Genomic DNA, 20,908 nt, shown 5'->3' on the forward strand with positions numbered 1-20,908 from the left:
ACAATTAACTTTCCTTTTAATAATTATACACAAATCATTAAAAACTAATAATTTATAAACACTATAATGACAAAAGATTAATACCGCCATAAAGTATGCATTAAAGCTTTCAGCTATTTTTATACAACCCCTAATAAGAATAACATGAGAAAGGTAGCATTCTTTACAGAAATACTCGTTGAGGATTTCGACGGAGCATCACGGACAATGTTTCAACTGATCAACCGTATCGATCAGCTGAAATTCAACTACTTCTTTATTTATGGTGGTGGCCCGGTACAATTTAGAAATTTTCAATCGTACAAGGTACCTTCATTCAAAATACCCGTCAATGACGATTATTGCCTAGCTATTCCACAGCTTATCAAAAAGAAACTTGAGCTCGCTTTAGATAAATTTGCTCCGGAAATAATCCACATTGCAACACCTTCCCTCTTAGGTTTCTTTGCCCTAAATTACGCCAAACGGAAGGGTATCCCCGTACTTACCATCTACCATACACACTTCATTTCATACATTGCCTATTATTTTAAAAATGTCCAACCATTGGTCAAACCAACGGAAAAATGGATAAAAAAAGCAATGAACAACTTTTACAATAAATGTGATATTGTTTATGTCCCAACCAAATCCATTCTAAATGAGTTGCGACAAATCGGTTTACAACCAGAAGGACTAAAGCTCTGGCAAAGAGGTATAGACACAGGCCTATTTACTCCCCATAAAAAGAATATCGCCTACATCCAGAATATCACACAGAATGACAAACCGACAATCCTTTTTGTCAGTCGTATTGTCTGGGAAAAAAATATCAAAACGCTTATTGAAATCTATCAACAAATACAGACACAAAATCTTGATTATAACTTCATTGTTGTCGGTGAGGGAACAGCGAAAACAATCGCGATGCAACAGATGCCTCAAGCCATTTTTCTGGGAAAGAAAAATCATGAAGAACTCGCGGTTCTGTATGCTTCAGCAGATGCTTTCGTCTTTCCTTCCGTTTCAGAAACATATGGTAATGTTGTTGTCGAAGCCTTAGCCTCTGGACTTCCTTGTGTTATCGCCGACGGGGGTGGTTCGGCCTCGCTAATCCAGCACGGTAAAAATGGTTTTAAGTGCCATTCTGAAAATCCAACGGCCTATGTTCATTACCTCAAAAAGATCTTGTCTGACGCTAGGTTAACAAAGAATCTCGTTACCGAAGGTCTCTTGTATGTGGAGTCCTTGGATTGGAATAGTTTATCTGCTCGCTATTTCAAAGACATTGAATTGATGGCAGAAAAAACACATACAATAGATTTGGCATGGGCAAATTAACACAACTAAGTAAACTAATCAAAGGCATCTTTCTATTTTTGGTTTTAACCTCTATTGCTATATTTTTAGCTCAAAGCAATTTAACTGCAATAAAAAAAGAACTGTCATCCGTGGGTTATCACTTCATCGTAATTCTTTTTACAACTTTTGCAGCCTATTCTTTCGGAACCTTAGCTTGGTGGATTTGCTTGGGAGCCGCAAAAAAAAAGGTCAATCTGATCGAACTCTTTGCCATCCGCCAAATCGGTGAAACCGTTGGGCTATTTAACCCTACAAGTATTATTGGTGGCGATCTATTGAAAGCCGACTTGACAACCCGCTATAACATCCCCTTAAAAGAGGGATTAAATTCAGTAGCAATATCCCGAATTACCGCTGTACTATCTCAATTGACTCTTTTTTTGATCGCTATTTGCTGGTTGATACTATCTCCGTTAAAAAATGATGTTATATCTTACGCTGGCCCCCTGGTCTATATTATCTGTATACTTTTGCTATTAGTGATGATTTTGATATTCTACTGGTTAATAGTTACAAAAAATCCTTCAGAAAACAAGGCTTCAACAGCAACAGTACTCGGAAAAGCAAAAGCACAAGTTCTGTCGCTACTTTTGACGGTAAAAGACTTTTATCGAAATCAAAATAAAACTTTCTGGTATTCTTACTTACTCTTTGTACTTCATTGGACTGTTGGCAGTCTCGAATTCTATTATATTTTAAAATTTTTGGGTACCAATGTGCAGCCCATACATGGTTTAATACTGGATATGAGTGTCATCGTCCTGAAAAGCATCGGCGCTTTCATTCCCGGGCAGCTTGGCATTGAAGAAATCGCCAACAAGCTCCTACTTAGTATGGTTGGCATTACAGGGACCAGTATTTGGCTCAGCGTTTCTTTATTACGCCGCAGCCGACAACTCATCTGGGTAGCCATCGGATTTATATTTTATCTATTCATCAAAAAGAAACCCGCACATGTCTTCATCTGAAATAGAAATACTATTTGTCAGTCATAAATATCCACCAAATGTTGGAGGTATGGAAAAACAGAGTTTCGAACTGATCAACACGACAGCACTTTATTTGAAAGTACACACTTTAGTTTACGATAACAGCGAACCACTTTTAAAATTTTTCATTCAGCTAAATCGTCGCATTTTAGTTAAAATTAAGGATAATCCCAGCATCAAAATTATTCACTTCAATGATGGATTAATTGCATCCCTAGCCTCTTTTCACAAAGGCTACAACCATTTAAAGCGTGTTGTTACAATTCATGGATTGGATATAGTCTTTCCCCTTCGTTATTTTCAACGCAAAGTCATACCAAGATTCAACACATTTGATCAGATTGTTGCTGTGAGCCAAGCTACCGCCGACGCTGCGAAATTACGGGGTATCAACCCCGCCAAAATTATTGTCATCCCCAACGGTGTAGATCCTATACAAATCTCTGCTCAAGTCAATGGCACAAAAATAGAAAGCAAACCCTACTTTATAACATTAGGACGACCTGTCAAAAGAAAGGGCTTTTCGTGGTTGATGCAGCATGTGATCCCCGCTATTCAAGGTGATTTCAAATTACTAATGGTCGGCCCTTTCGATCGCAGACCTCGATGGAAGGAATACCTCTTAGATCTCTTTCCTAGTGGAATTAGTCACCTCATCACTCTATTCTTAGGCTTTCCGACCGATCAACGTTTGATCCGAAAACTGTTGAAATCATATCCCGAAAAAATTGAACATCTTGGAAAAGTGCCCTTCGAACAACTTAAGCATCTTTTGACCAACGCTCATGCCTTTTTGATGCCCAATATTGAAGTGTTGGGTGATATGGAAGGTTTTGGGTTAGTCTGTCTAGAAGCTTCTACCGCGGGAACTATCGTTGTGGCCTCCGAATTGGAAGGAATCACAAGTGCTGTTGCACATCATTGCAATGGTCTGCTTGTAGCAAGCAAAGACGAAAAAGCATGGATTGAACAGCTCCAAGCTATTTTAGACAACCCAGTTCATTATAAAAAACTCAGCCAACAATTTAAACAAAATACTTTAGCACAATATGGATGGGATATTATGGCGAGATCCTACTGTCAATCATTTTTTGATTTATGCAACAAAACCACAAATGATTAAGCGTGCGACTTCTAAATTTTAAAACAACGTATATTGTATCAGCACCTTTCAAGACAAAGAACTTTCTTGTAATGGCTGGCTAGCCTTGTATAAAAAATCAATAGTGCTAAAACGCCACAACCCATTAATATAACACCCAAAGGTGAATAAAAAGTAAGGGCAATGTACAGCATAAATAGAAATAATCGCAGCACTTCAAGTGGAAAAACCCATCGTTCATGCTCTAGCAGTCCACCGATACAAATGACACTGCAGAGAATAAAACCGCCGCCGATAACGAGTTGTATCACTTGCTGATAATTCCCATAAAGCAAAAAGAAAAAAAGAAGGATCATCGTCAACATTGACTGAAAAAAAATATACCGGCTCAAGCCTCGTTTGTGAACTTGCGACTTAGTTCCAGCAAATATCCGTACTTCTAGCTCTTCGCGAATTTCTGGCTGTATGTCATCAGGGCGACCAAATATAGTTCGCATCTTATTTTTAAATCCTTTTGCCCGCTGAAATGATAAGCCGATTTCAAATAGATAATGAAAATGTTGCCAAAGAAAAGTGTATCGATGAATAGGCTTAGTGAGACCATAAACACAAGGCTGCTCCTTTTGTTCCGAGATAAATGTTCCAAAAAGCTTATCCCAAATAATTAGGATATCCCCATAATTCTTATCCAAATAAATTTCGTTACTGCTGTGATGCACGCGGTGGTGCGATGGCGTGACGAATACCCGCTCCAAGATTCCCAAATTCCCAACGGTCTGCGTGTGGGAGAAAAATGGATATACACCATGAACTAATAAAATAGTGGTCATCATAAAAGGTGGAAAACCCAAAAGAGGAATAAAAGCCCAAAATAGCGAACGAAAGACAGCCTGGAATATAGTAATGCGGGCTGCTACCGTAAAGTTATAATCTTCACTTTGGTGATGGACAACATGGGCTGCCCACAGGAGGTTTATCTCATGGCTGTATCGATGATACCAATACCAAAGGAAATCTGTAAAGAGAAAAAGAATAATCCAGGTCCAAAGATTAGCTTCAATATGAAATAGCGCAAAGTTTTGGTACAGCCAAACGAAAAAAAAGTAAAATAAACTCACGGAAAACATATCACACATACGCTCCACGATACCAACATTGAGATTTGAGATGGATTCATCAAAAGAATAAAAACACTTCTGCTTTTTGAGGCTATACCAATATTCCAACAGCATCAAGATTAAAAATAGTGGGATGATAAATGCCAAAAAATTAAGTTTCTCTGTATGCATGCAGTTGCTATTTTTAAAATAAAAACTCTACCTGAATTACATTTCAGAAGGAATTATCCTTTGCTTCCTAAAAAGACGGGTTCTCCTAAACTGGTTTTTATTAAACAATCAATTTTAAATCAGGTTTTTGAATTGCAAATTTTTAGATTGACGAGGCCAACCGCCGACACTACTAAACAAAAAGCGGAGTATACAAAAAAGTCCTCAAAAAATTCAAACACTTTTTGAGGACTTTTTAATACGTGGATAAGTGCTGTTTAGGACAGGATACCCCTTTAAAACCAATGGATCTGAGCGATCTTGGACTAATGCACACTAGACATATCGATCTGCGTTTTGCCTTGTTTTATCATCAATACAAAAGGAACGCAAATCAAAAATACAACCCCTAAATACAGAAATACATCCATATAGGACAACACAGTAGCTTGCTTCATCACGTTTAGATCTAATATCTGATACGCTTTGGCCAAAGCTTCATTTGGTGCAAAACCTTTCGCCTGAAAGCTCATTTGCAATTGCTGTACACGCTGCTGCACATCAAACTTACTAGGGTCCAAATTACCAACTAGATCAACACGATGTTTTTGGGTATCCCGGGCGATAAAAGTCGTAATCAATGCAATTCCGAACGAACCACCCAATTGACGCATCATCCCTGTAAAAGCAGCACCTTCACCGATTGATTTACCTTGCAATGTCGATAAAGAAAGCGTCATAACAGGCACGAACAACAATCCCAATCCAACTCCACGTAAAATTAGTGGCCAAAACATGTGCTCCGAACCCGTGTCATTCGTCATTAAACTGTACATCCAAAAACAGAAGCCAAAAAAGATACTGAGTCCTACTGCAACCATGTATTTTTGAGGTACACCATTTTGAATCATCTTACCAATAAACGGCATCATAATACCAGTCATGATCGAACTTGGTAACAACAGCAAACCAGCGTCTGTTGCTGTCCATCCTAATATAGACTGGGTATAAATCGGTATAATAAAAGTAGACCCGAACAGACCAAAACCGAGTATAAAACTCATCACTACACCAACCTGCAAATTCTTATCTTTCAATACGCGCAGGTTGACGATAGGTTTATCATATACCAATTCCCGCCAGATAAAGAATAACAATCCAAAAGCCGATAAGATCGATAAGCCCAGAATTAAGGAGTCGTCAAACCAGTCATCCTGTTGCCCATGTTCCAATACAAATTGGAGCGATCCGATAAACATAACCAAGAAAATCATGCCGAACCAGTCCACTTCTTTGGCAGACTGTTTTTGGCTATATTTGGGACTTCGGACAAAAGACAATGTCAACAATGTAGCGATAATTCCAAGTGGCACATTAATATAAAATATGTACGGCCAAGAGAAATTATCGATAATATAACCACCCAGAGGTGGCCCTAAAGTAGGCCCAACGATAACCCCCATCCCGTAGATCGCCTGAGCCATACTACGTTTTTCTTTGGGATAACTTTCCGTAATAATTGTTTGAGCTGTAACCAATAAGGCACCCCCACCCATCCCTTGTATAAAGCGAAAAGCGACGAGTTCCCACATATTGGTTGCGTTACCGCACAAAAATGAAGATACGGTGAATATGATAATAGAGGCAGCAAAATAATTTCTACGTCCAAACTGTTGGGACAACCAGCTGGTCATCGGAATTACAATGACATTGGCAATTGCATAAGCCGTTATCACCCATGCTACATCCGTTAAAGTAGCACCCAACGAACCTTTCATATCGTTAAGGGCTACATTGACAATCGTGGTGTCCACAATTTCCAGCAGAGCACATAGCACTGCTGTAATAGTGATTACGACGCGTCGAAAACCATATTCAACCAGACTATCTTGTTGATTTAAATTTTCCATAATTATTGAACATGCACATCTACGTCAGCATTCATGCCCGGTCTGAGCAAAGCCACGTTTTCTGCTTTATTGTCTTTTGTCAATTTAATTTTTACCGGCAAACGCTGCACAGTTTTCACAAAGTTACCCGTGGCATTATCTGGAGGCAATAAAGAGAATCGTGAACCAGTAGCTGGTGAAAAAGAGTTTACTTCGCCTTCAAACTCGATATTAGGATAAGCATCCACTTTAATTCCAACCTTTTGGCCTGGTTTCATTTTTTCCAGCTGCGTCTCTTTAAAATTAGCTACAACCCAAGTTTCAATATTATCTACAATATAGAATAACGATTGTCCCGGATTGACCATCTGGCCTGGTTGCACCTTGATATTGGACACCTGGCCATCTACAGATGCGAGCACCGCCGTATAAGAGAGATTCAATTTAGCTGCTTCGAGCTGCGCATTCGCTCTCTTTATATTTGCCTCTGCAACAGACGTTTGTTTAGAAGCTACTGTTGTTTTACTAACGATTGCATTGCGTTGAGATGCACTTGCATTACGTTGTTGTTGCAAAATTTCAACCTGCTTGTCAGCTTCTAGCTTAGCGGTTAATGCTTGTTCATATTGTTGCTTCGTAATCGATTGGTTGTTGTACAAGTTTTGGTAGCGGATGTAATCATTATTCGCTTGCTTGGCACGAATACGAGCCGCTTCAATACTACCCAAATTAGATTGGATCGTTGCATCAGATATGGCTACATTTGCCGAAGATGCAGACACGTCCGCCTTTGAAACATCAAAACTGCTTTGAGCCGCTGCAAGTGCTGCTAAAGCCTCATCTACGCGAACCTGATAATCCTGGCTTTCAATGGTAAACAAGGTGTCGCCTTTTTTTACCAAATCGTTATCCTTTACGTAGACTTTCGAAATGAATCCACCAACACGCGGAATAATCGGACTCATGTTTTTTTCTACTTGTGCGTCATCAGTCGTTTCGTGCGCCTGACCATGCAGGTATTTATAACCACCGTAAGCCCCACCGAAAATAACGAGTGCAGCCAAAACAATGGTGAATTTTTTATTTGTACCTTTTTTCTCAGGTGCGTTTTCTATTGTATTTTCCATGTCTAGATTAATTGCTATTTAATATTTAACGACCCATTTGCCAATAGAAGGTCATAGTATTTTTCGATTGTGTTTGCTTTGCTGATCGCAAGGTTTATTTTACTTTGAAGTTGCTGTACATCTGCCGTCAACAAATCATCTGTATCTGCAATACCGTTATCATACTTATCTTTGGTAATACGATAATTTTCAACTGCCTGATCCAGCGCCTGATGATACACTACATCCTGCTTTTGTGCCAACATGTAGTTTTCGTTCGCCTGCTGTACCTGAACTTTCACCTTGTCGTTTAATAGTTCAATATGTTCATCGATTTCTTTAATGCGATTTTTGGCGACATTAACCTCCCTTTTGTTCTTATAGAGCGAACCTATATCATACGATACCCCCACGCCTATCATCGCTGCATTAGTTACAGTAACCACCTTTTGAAGGCCAAAAGCATTGTAACCTGCCGTTGCAGAGACAGTTGGCATGGCAGCAGCTTTGGTTACTTTCAACTGATCTTCAGCAACCAGACGTTGTGATTCCATGGACTTCACATCCGAACGGGTGCTTCTCGCAGCATCAAATGATGCTTTTAAGCCCAAATCAACACCCCTCACATCCGCTAGATTAATCTGATCCAATTGTGTATCTTCATCAATCTTCAGGAAATTAGCCAATTGATAATTCAGTACCTTGATATTTTTCTGCGCTTCCTGAAGCGATACCTGATAGTTAGATAACTGCAACTCAGCTTTCAATAAGTCATTACGAGCGATCAATCCATTGTCTAACATCGCTTTAAAATCCGAAACCCGCTGCTCAGACTGCTTAATATTTTCTGCAATCAACAAATTGGTTTGCTGAGCCTTATAAAGGCTTAGATAAAGATTCACTGCGCGTATAGCCAATTGTTCCTTACTCGCTACAGCGTTGTATTCATCGGCTTTCAATATATCTTTTGCAATGTCAATACCTCCCTTAATCCTTCCGCCGGTATAGATTGGCAGGCTTACCGAAGCCTGTCCTAACCACAATTGATTCGCGGCAATATCCGGCGCAGCCCCTCCCTCACCCAATGCCAACTTTAAATTCACATTTGGAGTAGTCATGGCCATGTATTGTCCCCCCAATTTTGCGTCTGGAAGTTGCTTTGATTTGGCGGTTTCGACTTCGAGCTGCCTTCCAAATATCTTGGTATCAGCAGACTTCGCTTCCACGCTTTGATTTGCGGCCAAGTGAATTATCTCTTCCAAAGTCATGTGTTTATTGTCTTGTGCGAATAAACCTATAGGACTTAAAAGCAATAAAGCACTTAAATTGGCCAACTTATTTTTCATATGTCAATAAAGCTTTAATTGTTTTCTGTATAAATTCTGTCAACGTTGTTTCTATATAATGTGCATAGTCTTTATCATTATCGATATGCAACTGATCCTGTAAAAAGCTATGGTTCATCTGGAAATTCATAAAAGTTCCCATCATCATCGAATGAATCAAGATCGGATCATACCCCGCCTTAAATACCCCCTGTGCAACCCCATCATTGATGACGGCAGAGATCACTTCTAAATTGTGTAATTTGAGCTTCCTAAAAGCCTCCGATATAAGCATCCGCTGCTTTAGTGAACTTTCGATGGTAATAATGTGATATAGCTTTCGGTGTGAGTTCATCGATTTAATTGATCGATCCACCATCGCATCAATTTTATCCAACGCATGATCAATACCTGCAAGTTCATCCACGTTGATCATGAAATCAGGAACACGCCATTCAAAGAAAGTATCCAATAGCTTGTCTTTAGAACCAAAATAATAGTTGATCATCGCCACATTGACATTAGCTTCATTAGCGATATCACGTACGGAAGTTCCATCAAACCCTTTTGTTGCAAAAAGACGCTCTGCTGCAAGGAGAATATCAATCTGTTTTTCGTTAAATTCCATTATAAACACCTATCTTTTTAAAGATACATTCGCATCTTAAGCAACGAAACCAAACTCATTGTTATTAAATGCGGGACAAAGTTAAACAAACGTTTAATTTAAACAAATGTTTAATTATTAAATTTATGTAAAAAAAAGACACCTTGTGGGGTGTCTTATAGCTGAGCAAGTTTGTCTGTTTGTTTAAAACTCCGTTTGGCTAGTTAATTGAGTATCCGATAGATCATCTCTTTGAGAATCTCTGCGCTATTAAAATTACTGGGAACATGAACACCTTTCGATTTTAAATCAGTCTCTTTTAGAACATTGAGCACGTCGAAAGTTTTTCTACGATTGTAATTTCTCGCCGCAAGTTCATATTCTTTCAAAAAGAATGGATGTACACCTAATTCTTTTGCAGCAGCGGTCTTATCAATAAGATAATGATATTTTAGAATTTTAGTAAAGTAAGTCGCCACTTGACCAATGACCATAACCAAAGGATTATTTTTGGGATTTGCCACAAAATAGTCGACAATCTGATACGCTTTTAAGACATTCCGTTTTGCTAATGCAGTATTTAATTCAAATACATTATAATCTTTGGAAATACCAATATTACGTTCGACGTCATCCATACTTACTTCCTGATTTTTGGGAACATTGAGCATAAGCTTATCCAGTTCATTGGATATTTTGGACAAATCATTACCGAGATAATCAGCAATCAATACACTAGCCTGGGGATGAATACGCCAACCTGCCTCTTTCATGTAGAATCCGATCCACGGCGCTACCTTATCATCATACAGTTTAGCAGCATCAATCACTAATCCTGCTTTCTCGAACACTTTGTAAATTTTTTTACGCTTATCAAATTTGCCATGTTTATAGCAAAAAACAAGAATAGTCGTTGGTGTAAGATGCTCAAGGTACTTGGTCAACAACTCTTCGGTATCGGACTTCCATTTTAACTCTTGAGCCTCTTTAATAATGATAACCTGATTATCGCTCATCATTGGATATCGTTTAGCCGAATTGACTATTGTAGACATATCAACATCCTTTCCATAAAAAATGGATTGGTCAAACCCCTTTTGTGCGTCGGTCAATACCGTCGCTTCAAGCGCATCAGCAATGGTATCGATAAAATAGCTTTCCTCCCCCTGCAATAGATATACGGGTTTAAAAACTCTGTTTTTGATATCGGATAAGATCGGATGTATGTTCATATGTAAAAACTATCGATATTTTTTGTTTTCTTCGGCCCCAATAAACACTTTTCGTACTGCCCCATGCAAATTTGAGATATATTTTCGACAACTCTTAACGTGCGCTTATGCATCTTCAATAAAGTCTTCAAAATATTCAACCACGGGCATATATGAGAAGCAAAATTACAATTTTAATGGCAAATCAACCCGGAACTTCAAAAAGTTATGCTTTTATATCGTTGTTCACTCCTTAGCGTAGCGGTAAACGACTGGTTTAAAACCGGGAAGATGCAGCGACCGAACTATCGTGGTACATTTATTTCTTTCCCCTAGAGACAGCAAGTTCATAAAGAAAACAGCATATTTCCGACCGAGGCAATTTATAAGTATTGCCGAAATTTTAGTATATTTGTTCATGTTTTCACCTACTCCACTGAACTTGCCTCCGTTTAAAGCTAAAATATCCAAAAAGAACAATGCGATTTATATCTTTGATGAGCTCAGAAAAAAGGATCTGGTGTTAACTCCCGAAGAGTGGGTTAGACAGCATTGGATAAACTATTTGTCCATCAGTAAAAATTACCCAAAATCACTGATGAATATCGAAGGCGGATTAAAACTAAATAACCTTCAGAAACGAAGTGATCTGTTAATATACAACAGCAATGGACATAAGGTCGTTTTGGCGGAATTTAAGGCACCACACATAAAAATTACCCAACAAGTATTTGAGCAAATCGCAAATTATAACACCGTTCATCGCATCCCCTACTTAGTAGTGAGCAATGGCATAAATCATTACTATTGTAAAATTAATTTTAAGACTGAGTCCTATGAATTTTTAGAAGACCTCCCCAGCTACAATGAAATTGGCTAAGGAGCTATGCATGAAACACATAAAAAATAAGCTAGTCTTTACCTTATCGCCTGGCGGTGAGTGGAGCTAATAAAAAAAATGTAAAGTAGATGTAAAACATCTTTTCAATTTATTTGATTTATAAAATATAGTTTTATATTAGTCCTACAGAACAGAAAAAAATAAAAAGATGAATATAGATAAAAACGAATTCAGAAAATATGCAGTAAAGCATCACCGCATTGGAAGTCAGTACGTTGACAGCTTCATTGCTCGCACAGAGACAAGCATTCCTACAAATCTTACACCTTACATTGTTGAAGAACGTCAATTGAACGTTGCACAGATGGATGTATTCTCACGTTTGATGATGGATCGCATCATATTTTTAGGTAGCGGTATTGATGATCAGGTTGCCAACATTATTCAGGCACAACTTTTGTTTTTACAGTCTACCGATGCACAACGTGATATCCAAATCTACATTAATTCTCCAGGTGGGAGTGTATATGCTGGATTAGGGATTTATGATACTATGCAATATATTACTCCAGATGTAGCAACAATCTGTACAGGTATTGCTGCTTCTATGGGAGCTGTGCTTTTGGTTGCTGGTGCGAAAGGGAAACGTGCAGCGTTACGTCATTCACGCGTAATGATTCATCAACCATCTGGTGGTGCTCAGGGCGTCGCAGCGGATATGGAAATCAACTTACGTGAAATGATGAAATTGAAAGAAGAATTATACACCATTATTTCAGATCATTCTGGACAAACTTACGAATGGGTAGAAAAATCTTCTGACCGCGATTACTGGATGAAAGCCAATGAGGCGAAAGAATTCGGTATGATTGATGAGATTTTACTTCCTAAGAAGGAGAATATTAAATAACAATGGCAAAGAATAACGATAGAGACATTCATTGTTCGTTTTGTGGGATAAGCAAAAATGAGGCTCAGATGCTCATTGCGGGCAACGGTGCACATATCTGTGATAGATGCATCCAGCAGGCGGGCGAAATCTTAGCAGAAGAATTAAAACAACGAAAAAGCAAAACATTACAGACTGCTTTAAAGTTGATCCGACCTTTTGAGATCAAAACTCACTTGGATCAATATGTGATCGGTCAGGATGATGCAAAAAAAGTAATTTCGGTAGCAGTTTATAATCACTATAAACGGTTAAATCAGAAAGTGGATAAAGACGAAATTGAGATCGAAAAATCGAATCTAATTATCGTGGGAGAAACAGGTACTGGTAAGACATTGTTAGCAAAGACAGTTGCGAAGATATTAAACGTACCATTCTGTATTGTAGATGCGACTGTACTGACAGAGGCAGGTTATGTTGGCGAGGATGTAGAAAGTATTTTGACACGCTTACTTCAAGCAGCAGATTATGATGTAGCTTCGGCAGAGCGCGGAATCATCTATATCGATGAAATAGATAAAATTGCACGTAAAAGTGATAATCCTTCGATTACGAGAGATGTATCAGGTGAAGGTGTTCAACAGGCTTTGTTGAAGATTCTCGAAGGTACAGTGGTTAACGTTCCACCTCAGGGCGGCCGTAAGCACCCTGATCAAAAAATGATCGCGGTAAATACTAGTAATATACTCTTTATCTGTGGCGGTGCATTTGATGGTATTCAAAAGAAAATTGCAAACCGTTTACGTACACAGACTGTAGGTTATAAAATGAATGAAGACGAAGAGGAAATCGATTTGAATAACTTATACAAATATATTACTCCTCAAGACTTAAAGAACTTTGGTTTGATTCCAGAGCTAATAGGGCGTCTGCCAGTATTGACTTATCTAAATCCGTTGGATAAAGAAACTTTACTGAGTATCTTGACTGAACCTAAAAATGCATTGGTCAAACAATATAAGAAGTTGTTTGAATATGAAGGTATCGAACTAAAATTTGATCCTGATGTTTATACCTTTATTGTCGATAAAGCGGATGAATTCAAACTCGGAGCTAGGGGTTTACGCAGTATCTGTGAAGCCATTATGTTGGACGCGATGTTTGAGATTCCATCAACAAAAGAGCAGACGGGACAGAAAGCTTTGGAAATCACCCTGGACTACGCGAAGAAAAAATTCGAGAAGTCCGATTTGAAAAAGCTTAAAGTCGCTTAAAAAAATCCCGTTCAGCTGAACGGGATTTTTTTTTAAACAATTAAAAATCTTATATTACAATAACAACATACCCATAATGGAATGTTTATAGGAATATAAGAGATTCGAGAAACTAAATTTAATGACTATGACAAAAAAGAAAAGTGCCAAAAGTACCGTAAATAGTCCGATAACACCAGGTTTAAAAAGTAAAGAAGAAATTGTAAACAATTGGCTTCCCAGGTATACAGGAAGACCTTTAGAAGAGTTTGGAGAATACATCCTTTTGACAAACTTTTCAAAATATATACAGCTGTTTTCTGAAATGCATGATAATGCACCCATCTATGGCGAAGATAAACCAATGCAGTCGGTCACCGCTGGCGGAATTACCATCATCAACTTCGGTATGGGAAGCCCTATGGCCGCAACCATTATGGATCTATTATCAGCCATTGCGCCAAAAGCAGTACTATTTCTGGGTAAAACCGGTGGGATCAAGAAAAAGATTCCTGTGGGTGAATTGATTTTACCCATTGCTGCTATCCGTGGCGAAGGAACATCGAATGATTATTTTCCACCCGAAGTGCCCTCCCTACCTGCCTTCGCTATGCAAAAGGCTATATCAACTACAATAAGGGATCATCAACGGGATTACTGGACAGGAACGGTATACACCACCAATCGAAGAGTTTGGGAACATGATAAAGCCTTTAAAAAATATTTGAAATCAATCCGTGCTATGTGCGTTGATATGGAAACAGCAACGATATTCAGTGTCGGTTTTGCCAACAAAATTCCTACCGGTGCTTTACTGCTCGTTTCGGATCAACCAATGGTTCCGGAAGGAGTCAAAACATCTGTCAGTGACGTAACCGTTACGGCGAAATATGTAGAAGCGCATATTAGCATAGGAATTGATGCCTTAAAACAACTTATTAATAACGGGCTGACCGTAAAGCACCTTAAATTTTAGGTTTCCATCTCAATAACATCATATTTTCCTACGGGGGAAAATATGATGTATTCCTTCCCCTAAAAAATTCATTATCAAGTACCTGAAACTATTAATCATTAATATTGATTAATAATTGAACAATTATTAACTCCAATTTGAGATGTTAACAAATGTTAATCTTCACAATAATTAAACTATTTGACGTTTATATTGTAATATTCATATTACACACACATATATCATAAAAATTAATCAATCATTGTGAAGAAAAAAACATTATCTATTTTCAACGTATCTCTATTGATTTGTTCAGCCTTAGCCACTCAGGTAAGTTGTTCTTCAAGTTCTTCAAAAGAAAATAAAAGCAAAGAAAAAAGCGTCGCCTTACCAGTTTATACCGTAAAGAAATCAGATGCAATTACCATCAAGGATTATTTGGGGACAATCGAAGGTAAGGTTAATGTAGAAGTTCGCCCCCAGGTAGAGGGATTACTTCAGGAAATTTATGTTGATGAAGGTTCTTTTGTACAAAAAGGTCAAAAGCTATTTAAAGTTGATCCTTCCACCTATCAGGAAAACCTGAATAACATGATCGCTACAGAACAGGTCGCTAAAGCCAAACTTAAAAATGCACAACTTGAAGTAGACCGATTGAAACCGCTTGTTCAAAATGATGTTATTTCCGACGTCAGACTTTCTTCTGCCAAGTCAGATTATCAAGTTGCCAAGGCAACACTCGACCAAGCTATCGCGGCCGTGCGCTCGGCTCAGATCAGTAAGGATTTTACCGTTATCACAGCACCGGTAAGCGGTTACATTGGCCGGATCCCAAAGCGTATTGGGAATTTGGTATCGAAGGGAGATAAAGAACCCCTCACCTATCTTTCCGATATTCAGGAAGTGTATGTTTATTTTTCCATGAATGAATCTGATTTTCTGTATTTTTCAAAAGCTCAGGCAAAAAAAGATAGCTTAGAAGGTAAGAAATACAACCAGAATCAAAAACTTGTATTTCCCGAGGTGACTTTAGTTCTCGCAGATGGTGAAGAATATGCGAAAAAGGGTATAGTTGATGCGGTCAATGGCCAAATCAACCGTACCACGGGAGCAATCTCCTTACGCGCTACCTTTCAAAATCATGATAACATTCTCCGATCTGGAAGCAGCGGTACGCTTAAAATCGCTGAGATTAAGAAAGGTGTTCTTCAAATCCCTCAGATTGCTGTAAACGAATTGCAAGATAAAACCTTTGTCTATATATTGGACCAAAACAATAAGGCACAGAAACGAAATATACAGCTTTCGGGCAAAAGTAAAAACAACTATATCGTCTATTCAGGTTTAAACGAAAACGACCGTGTTATTACTAGCGGCTTTGACAAATTGACCGACGGTTCACCTGTAACCCCAATTTTACAGAAATAATTATTGATCATTTTTGCATGCTACTTGTGCCAGTGATACTGCGCACTGAAAGTAGCATGTTTAAAATTCTATATATATGCTTAAAACATTTATAAATAGGCCCGTATTGGCCACGGTGGTTTCCATTATCTTGGTTATTTTAGGTCTAGTAGGCCTAAAATTGCTGCCTGTCTCGCGCTTTCCAGAAATCGCACCACCCAGTGTGCTTGTTTCACTCAGTTATCCTGGAGCGAATGCTGAAACAGTGGCAAAAAGTGTTTTATTACCTATCGAAGAAGCCATCAATGGTGTAGAGGATATGACTTACATCAAATCCTCTGCTTCCAACTCAGGGTCTGGGAGTGTTTCTGTTTATTTCAAGACAGGTACCAATCCAGACATTGCCTCCGTTAACGTACAGACTCGGATTTCCAAAGCCATTAGCTCCATTCCCGCGGAAGTAAATGAAGCGGGTATCACCGTCATGCCAAGGCAAACCGGTGTCATTATGACCATCAACTTATACTCCGATCATCAAGACAGCGCCTATGACGAAACTTTTCTACAGGCCTTTGCACAGATTAACCTGATGCGGCCGTTACTGCGTGTAGATGGGGTAGCTCAAGTGTCCCGCTTAGGGGCTAGGGATTATGCCATGAGACTCTGGTTAAACCCCGAAAAGCTCGCCCTTTACAACTTGGTTCCACAGGATGTCACTGACGCGATAAAAGATCAGAACTTTGAGATCGCCCCTGGTAAATTTGGAGAGACTTCAGACGAAGCTTTTGAGACTGTGATCCGCCATAAGGGGCGCTTCACCACACCGGAGGAATTCCAAAATATTGTGATTAAAACCAACGAAGATGGATCAGTGCTCTATCTAAAGGATGTCGCAAGAATAGAATTTGGAGCGACCAATCTAAGTAGCGATAATAAGGTAAATGGACATCCGGGCCTAACCCTCAATCTAACACAGACCAGTGGTTCTAACGCTCATGATATTGATATTGCCGTTAGAAAAGTACTCGAAGAACAATCAAAAACATTTCCAAAAGGCATACACTACGAAGTGACGTACTCGGTAAGGGACCAGATCGACGAATCGATCAACCAAGTCGAACACACACTTTTCGAAGCCTTTATCCTCGTATTTGTTATTGTATTTATTTTCTTACAAGATTTTAGGTCTACCTTAATTCCAGCCATTGCAATCCCGGTATCGCTGGTAGGAACGTTCTTTTTCCTGCAACTTTTTGGATTTTCACTGAATGTCCTAACCATGTTTGCCTTGGTATTAGCCATTGGAATTGTGGTGGATGATGCGATCGTTGTCGTTGAGGCGATCCACGAGAAAATGCACAGTACAGGATTAAAAGCCCGAGCGGCGACATTGTCGACGATGTCCGAAATTACAGGCGCCATTCTGTCAATAACTATGGTCATGGCCGCCGTATTTTTGCCCGTTGGATTTATGGAAGGGCCGGCTGGAATCTTTTATCGACAGTTTGCTTACACACTGGCAACGGCAATTCTGATTTCAGCACTCAATGCATTGACTTTAAGCCCTGCACTATGTGCACTCTTACTTAAAACGCCACAACATCACAACGATCAAAAAACCAGCAAGATAAATCAGTTTAAAAACCGGTTCTTCAAGGCGTTCAACACCTCTTTTGATCGACTTACTCTACGATATGTTGCCGTAGTAACAGTTCTCATCAAGAACAAGAAAATAGCCTGGACAGGTTTAATTTTGATTACGGCACTCGGCGCATTTTTTATGATCAAAACCCCTAAAAGTTTTATTCCGACCGAGGACGATGGTTTTATCACGTACAATATTGCCCTCCCTCCTGGTGCGTCATTGAGCCGGACAACGGAAGTACTTCATCGTGCCGATAGTATTTTAAAGAAAAGAGAGGATATCAATGGAATGACGACAGTTTCAGGTTTTAATGCCCTAGATGGCAGTTCAAGTCCGGCATTTGCCGCTGGTTACATTACCCTAAAACCCCACGCTAAGCGTGAGCATATCCAGAATATCAATGCCTTTATGGATACCATCAGAAAAGATCTATCCCAAATTAATGAAGCCACGTTTACGGTATTCCCTCGCCCTACTGTGCAGGGTTTTGGAGACTTTGCCGGAATTGAAATGGTTCTTCAGGATCGGATGGGTGGCGATATCAGAGACTTTAATACTATCGCCGACACATTTATAAACCAGCTCAATACTTTACCAGAGATACGAAGCGCCTACACAAGCTTCAAATCCAACTTCCCGCAGTATGAAGTCAATATTGATGCTGTGAAAGCAAAATCCCTAGGGGTCGATATCAAAGATCTAATGTCCACCATCAGATCTTACTTTGCACGCGTACAAGCGAGTGATTTCAATCGATTTGGCCGCCAGTATCGCGTTTATGTCCAATCGGATTTTGATTTCCGTAAAGATCCCGAATCCTTCAATTCAATTTTTGTACGGAATAGCAAAGGTGAAATGGTTCCTATAAATACACTCCTGACCTTAGAAAAGACAGTAGGACCCGAAACAATAACCCGTTATAATCTGTACAACGCTATCGCTGTGAATATCACTACTGCCGACGGTTACAGTACAGATGACGCTATGCAGGCTATCCAAAAAATGGCCGATAGCAACCTTCCTGGGAATTATGGATTTGAATGGACGGGCATGAGCTACGAGGAGAGCCAATCTGGCTCACAGACCGCGCTGATTTTTGCACTTAGTATTCTTTTTGTATACTTCCTGCTTTCGGCTCAATATGAAAGCTATATCCTTCCGTGGGCAGTACTATTGTCAATACCAGTGGGACTGATCGGCGTCTTCGCTGTCATCAACCTGGTGGGACTCCAAAACAACATTTATGTTCAGGTAGGGCTCATCATGCTTATTGGTCTTTTGGCCAAAAACGCAATTCTGATTGTAGAATTCGCCGTCCAGGAGCGTAAAAATGGTAAGAGTATCGTCGAAGCAGCCATCAATGGATCCAAGCTTAGATTAAGGCCTATCTTGATGACCAGTTTGGCATTTGTAGCCGGTCTAGTACCACTAATGTGGACGGTAGGGCCATCAGCTATCGGCAATCACTCCATCAGTTTCAGCGCCGCCGGCGGTATGCTCTTTGGCGTAGCGTTTGGTATCTTCATCATCCCGGTATTATTTGTCGTATTTAAAAGCTTGGATGAAAAACTACATGATAAACTAGCTAAACAAGAGGAAGAATAATGAAAAACATAAAAAAATATATTTCGGGAATCGGTATAATCATAGGCCTATTAGGAATGATGAACGCCTGTAAAGTAGGAAAAGATTATGTGCAGCCCAAAGTAAAACTTCCTGAAAATTTTCGTGGCGACACACTAGACCTCTTCGGAGACACCTCCAGTATGGGACTAATTCATTGGAAATCTTTCTTCCACGATCCGACGTTGAAGTTATTAATTGATTCTGCATTATCAAACAATTTTGAGATGAGGACAGCCTTGCTCAACCTGCAGATTTCAAACCGGCTATTAGCGCAAAATAAGGCTAATTACTTACCGAGTGTAAATGCAACCATTGCCAATGGAAACCGGACTTGGCGATCGCAGGATTTTGGCAGCGGCCCACTGACCAAATACTATGATCAAAAAGGTGAAAAAGCACCTCAAAATATGTTCGTCTATCAGTCAATGTTTGGCTCAGACATTAACTTTAGCTGGGAAATAGATATCTGGAAGAAGATAGGAAGCAAACAAGAGCAACTATTGGCCGAATATTTGGATACCGAGGAAGCAAAAAACGCTGTACAGACCTCCATTATAACTTCGGTAGCAAAAGGCTATTTCAATCTTCTGATGCTTGATGCTAAAATAGAAGTCGCTAAACGTAACGTCCAATTAAACGATAGTACGCTCCGCATGATCAGGTTACAATATGAAGCTGGTGAAATCACCGCTTTGGCGATCCAACAAACACAATCGCAGCGTCTCTTGGCTGCGTCCCTTGTACCTGAACTGGAAAAGGAAATTGTCATTCAGGAAAATGCCCTTCAGACACTAACCGGAAAATTGCCCGACAATATCAATAGAGGCACCTCTTACGAGCACCTCTTCGCCGAGAGCAAAGATATCTCCCTCGGTTCTCCATTAGAGATTCTTCGCAATAGACCTGACATCCGATCATCTGAGCTCCAATTGATGGCTGCCAATGCCAACGTTAATATCCAACAGGCCATGCGTTATCCATCCTTAACTATCGGTGGCGTATTAGGGGTTAATAGCATGCTTCCAAAAAATTGGTTCAATATTCCTGGAGCATTACTCGGCGGAATAACTGGAAATCTAACCACTCCTATTTTCAAAAACAGAACATTAAAAACACAATATGAAGTAGCCAAATTGGAACGAGATAAGGCTGAAATTCAGTTGCAGCAAAAGGTTGTGGAGGCAGTAGCCGAAGTCTCTAATGCAGTTGTTACAGTAGACAAACAACGTGAACAATTATCTCTGGTAAAAGAAAGAGTGGATAATGCGCAACTTGCGGTAAAAAATGCGAATCTACTCTTCAAAAGCGGATATGCCACTTATTTAGAGGTCATTACTGCGCAAAGCAATGCATTAAACAGTGACCTTGACCTTGTGGAGTTAAGACAGCAGCATTTAGATGCATTTGTAGATCTTTACCGCGCACTTGGCGGAGGTTGGAGATAAAGATTTAAA

16 protein-coding genes are annotated in these 20,908 nt (G+C 39.4%); 10 read left to right on the forward strand and 6 right to left on the reverse strand.

What is annotated here, in order from left to right:
* Positions 1-144: 144 nt before the first annotated feature.
* The 3 genes from B3139_RS00875 to B3139_RS00885 are packed head-to-tail and all read left to right on the forward strand — an operon-like array spanning position 145 to position 3,453.
* Positions 145-1,320: a glycosyltransferase family 4 protein gene (locus tag B3139_RS00875; protein WP_293879307.1), complete on the forward strand. Its 1,176-nt coding sequence runs from the start codon at positions 145-147 to the stop codon at positions 1,318-1,320.
* Positions 1,308-2,309, forward strand: a complete 1,002-nt coding sequence (locus B3139_RS00880) for a lysylphosphatidylglycerol synthase domain-containing protein (RefSeq protein WP_293879309.1) — start codon at positions 1,308-1,310, stop codon at positions 2,307-2,309. The genes B3139_RS00875 and B3139_RS00880 overlap by 13 nt, the downstream gene beginning before the upstream one ends.
* The gene (locus tag B3139_RS00885; RefSeq protein ID WP_293879311.1) at positions 2,296-3,453 is read left to right on the forward strand and encodes a glycosyltransferase family 4 protein; all 1,158 of its coding nucleotides are present in this window, start codon (positions 2,296-2,298) and stop codon (positions 3,451-3,453) included. The genes B3139_RS00880 and B3139_RS00885 overlap by 14 nt, the downstream gene beginning before the upstream one ends.
* A gap of 38 nt (positions 3,454-3,491) precedes the next feature.
* Here B3139_RS00885 and B3139_RS00890 read toward each other — a convergent pair whose 3' ends face one another.
* The 6 genes from B3139_RS00890 to holA form a co-directional block, all read right to left on the reverse strand.
* Positions 3,492-4,721, reverse strand: a complete 1,230-nt coding sequence (locus B3139_RS00890) for a sterol desaturase family protein (protein ID WP_293879313.1) — start codon at positions 4,719-4,721, stop codon at positions 3,492-3,494.
* Between the two features lie 305 nt (positions 4,722-5,026).
* The gene (locus tag B3139_RS00895) at positions 5,027-6,610 is read right to left on the reverse strand and encodes an MDR family MFS transporter (RefSeq protein WP_209574471.1); all 1,584 of its coding nucleotides are present in this window, start codon (positions 6,608-6,610) and stop codon (positions 5,027-5,029) included.
* 2 nt (positions 6,611-6,612) lie between these two features.
* Complete coding sequence (locus B3139_RS00900; RefSeq protein ID WP_209574472.1) at positions 6,613-7,716, reverse strand: HlyD family secretion protein; 1,104 nt, start codon at positions 7,714-7,716, stop codon at positions 6,613-6,615.
* A 14-nt stretch (positions 7,717-7,730) separates the two neighbouring features.
* Positions 7,731-9,041: a TolC family protein gene (locus B3139_RS00905; protein ID WP_293879318.1), complete on the reverse strand. Its 1,311-nt coding sequence runs from the start codon at positions 9,039-9,041 to the stop codon at positions 7,731-7,733.
* A complete protein-coding gene (locus B3139_RS00910) occupies positions 9,031-9,648 on the reverse strand; it encodes a TetR/AcrR family transcriptional regulator (RefSeq protein ID WP_209574476.1) in 618 nt (205 codons plus the stop codon). The genes B3139_RS00905 and B3139_RS00910 overlap by 11 nt, the downstream gene beginning before the upstream one ends.
* A gap of 203 nt (positions 9,649-9,851) precedes the next feature.
* Positions 9,852-10,859, reverse strand: coding sequence for a DNA polymerase III subunit delta (gene holA / locus B3139_RS00915; protein WP_293879321.1), 1,008 nt, complete (start codon positions 10,857-10,859; stop codon positions 9,852-9,854).
* Between the two features lie 397 nt (positions 10,860-11,256).
* Between holA and B3139_RS00920 the strand changes: the two genes are divergently transcribed.
* The 7 genes from B3139_RS00920 to B3139_RS00950 all read left to right on the forward strand — a co-directional run bounded on the left by B3139_RS00920 (position 11,257) and on the right by B3139_RS00950 (position 20,899).
* Entirely contained in the window at positions 11,257-11,718 is a 462-nt protein-coding gene (locus B3139_RS00920; RefSeq protein WP_293879323.1) for a type I restriction enzyme HsdR N-terminal domain-containing protein, read from the forward strand.
* A gap of 169 nt (positions 11,719-11,887) precedes the next feature.
* On the forward strand, positions 11,888-12,589 hold the full coding sequence (gene clpP / locus B3139_RS00925; RefSeq protein ID WP_293879324.1) for an ATP-dependent Clp endopeptidase proteolytic subunit ClpP: 702 nt from the start codon (positions 11,888-11,890) through the stop codon (positions 12,587-12,589).
* A gap of 2 nt (positions 12,590-12,591) precedes the next feature.
* A complete protein-coding gene (gene clpX, locus B3139_RS00930; protein WP_209574484.1) occupies positions 12,592-13,842 on the forward strand; it encodes an ATP-dependent Clp protease ATP-binding subunit ClpX in 1,251 nt (416 codons plus the stop codon).
* A gap of 121 nt (positions 13,843-13,963) precedes the next feature.
* On the forward strand, positions 13,964-14,797 hold the full coding sequence (locus B3139_RS00935; protein WP_293879326.1) for an AMP nucleosidase: 834 nt from the start codon (positions 13,964-13,966) through the stop codon (positions 14,795-14,797).
* Positions 14,798-15,040: 243 nt separating this feature from the next.
* Positions 15,041-16,204: an efflux RND transporter periplasmic adaptor subunit gene (locus tag B3139_RS00940; RefSeq protein WP_293879328.1), complete on the forward strand. Its 1,164-nt coding sequence runs from the start codon at positions 15,041-15,043 to the stop codon at positions 16,202-16,204.
* A 76-nt stretch (positions 16,205-16,280) separates the two neighbouring features.
* A complete protein-coding gene (locus B3139_RS00945; protein ID WP_293879330.1) occupies positions 16,281-19,433 on the forward strand; it encodes an efflux RND transporter permease subunit in 3,153 nt (1,050 codons plus the stop codon).
* On the forward strand, positions 19,433-20,899 hold the full coding sequence (locus B3139_RS00950) for an efflux transporter outer membrane subunit (RefSeq protein WP_293879332.1): 1,467 nt from the start codon (positions 19,433-19,435) through the stop codon (positions 20,897-20,899). Before B3139_RS00945 ends, B3139_RS00950 begins: the two co-directional genes overlap by 1 nt.
* The last annotated feature ends 9 nt before the right edge of the window (positions 20,900-20,908 follow it).

Origin of the sequence: Sphingobacterium sp. UBA1498, assembly GCF_002325125.1 — a bacterium.
Taxonomy (GTDB): Bacteria; Bacteroidota; Bacteroidia; order Sphingobacteriales; family Sphingobacteriaceae; genus Sphingobacterium.

Excerpts from the sequence above, each read along its gene's own strand:
- clpX (WP_209574484.1), top strand. The coding sequence starts at position 12,592 with ATGGCAAAGAATAACGATAGAGACATTCATTGTTCGTTTTGTGGGATA.
- B3139_RS00950 (WP_293879332.1), top strand. The coding sequence starts at position 19,433 with ATGAAAAACATAAAAAAATATATTTCGGGAATCGGTATAATCATAGGC.
- B3139_RS00890 (WP_293879313.1), bottom strand. The coding sequence starts at position 4,721 with ATGCATACAGAGAAACTTAATTTTTTGGCATTTATCATCCCACTATTT.
- B3139_RS00905 (WP_293879318.1), bottom strand. The coding sequence starts at position 9,041 with ATGAAAAATAAGTTGGCCAATTTAAGTGCTTTATTGCTTTTAAGTCCT.
- B3139_RS00910 (WP_209574476.1), bottom strand. The coding sequence starts at position 9,648 with ATGGAATTTAACGAAAAACAGATTGATATTCTCCTTGCAGCAGAGCGT.
- B3139_RS00880 (WP_293879309.1), top strand. The coding sequence starts at position 1,308 with ATGGGCAAATTAACACAACTAAGTAAACTAATCAAAGGCATCTTTCTA.
- holA (WP_293879321.1), bottom strand. The coding sequence starts at position 10,859 with ATGAACATACATCCGATCTTATCCGATATCAAAAACAGAGTTTTTAAA.
- B3139_RS00885 (WP_293879311.1), top strand. The coding sequence starts at position 2,296 with ATGTCTTCATCTGAAATAGAAATACTATTTGTCAGTCATAAATATCCA.
- B3139_RS00935 (WP_293879326.1), top strand. The coding sequence starts at position 13,964 with ATGACTATGACAAAAAAGAAAAGTGCCAAAAGTACCGTAAATAGTCCG.
- B3139_RS00875 (WP_293879307.1), top strand. The coding sequence starts at position 145 with ATGAGAAAGGTAGCATTCTTTACAGAAATACTCGTTGAGGATTTCGAC.
- B3139_RS00895 (WP_209574471.1), bottom strand. The coding sequence starts at position 6,610 with ATGGAAAATTTAAATCAACAAGATAGTCTGGTTGAATATGGTTTTCGA.
- clpP (WP_293879324.1), top strand. The coding sequence starts at position 11,888 with ATGAATATAGATAAAAACGAATTCAGAAAATATGCAGTAAAGCATCAC.
- B3139_RS00945 (WP_293879330.1), top strand. The coding sequence starts at position 16,281 with ATGCTTAAAACATTTATAAATAGGCCCGTATTGGCCACGGTGGTTTCC.
- B3139_RS00920 (WP_293879323.1), top strand. The coding sequence starts at position 11,257 with ATGTTTTCACCTACTCCACTGAACTTGCCTCCGTTTAAAGCTAAAATA.
- B3139_RS00900 (WP_209574472.1), bottom strand. The coding sequence starts at position 7,716 with ATGGAAAATACAATAGAAAACGCACCTGAGAAAAAAGGTACAAATAAA.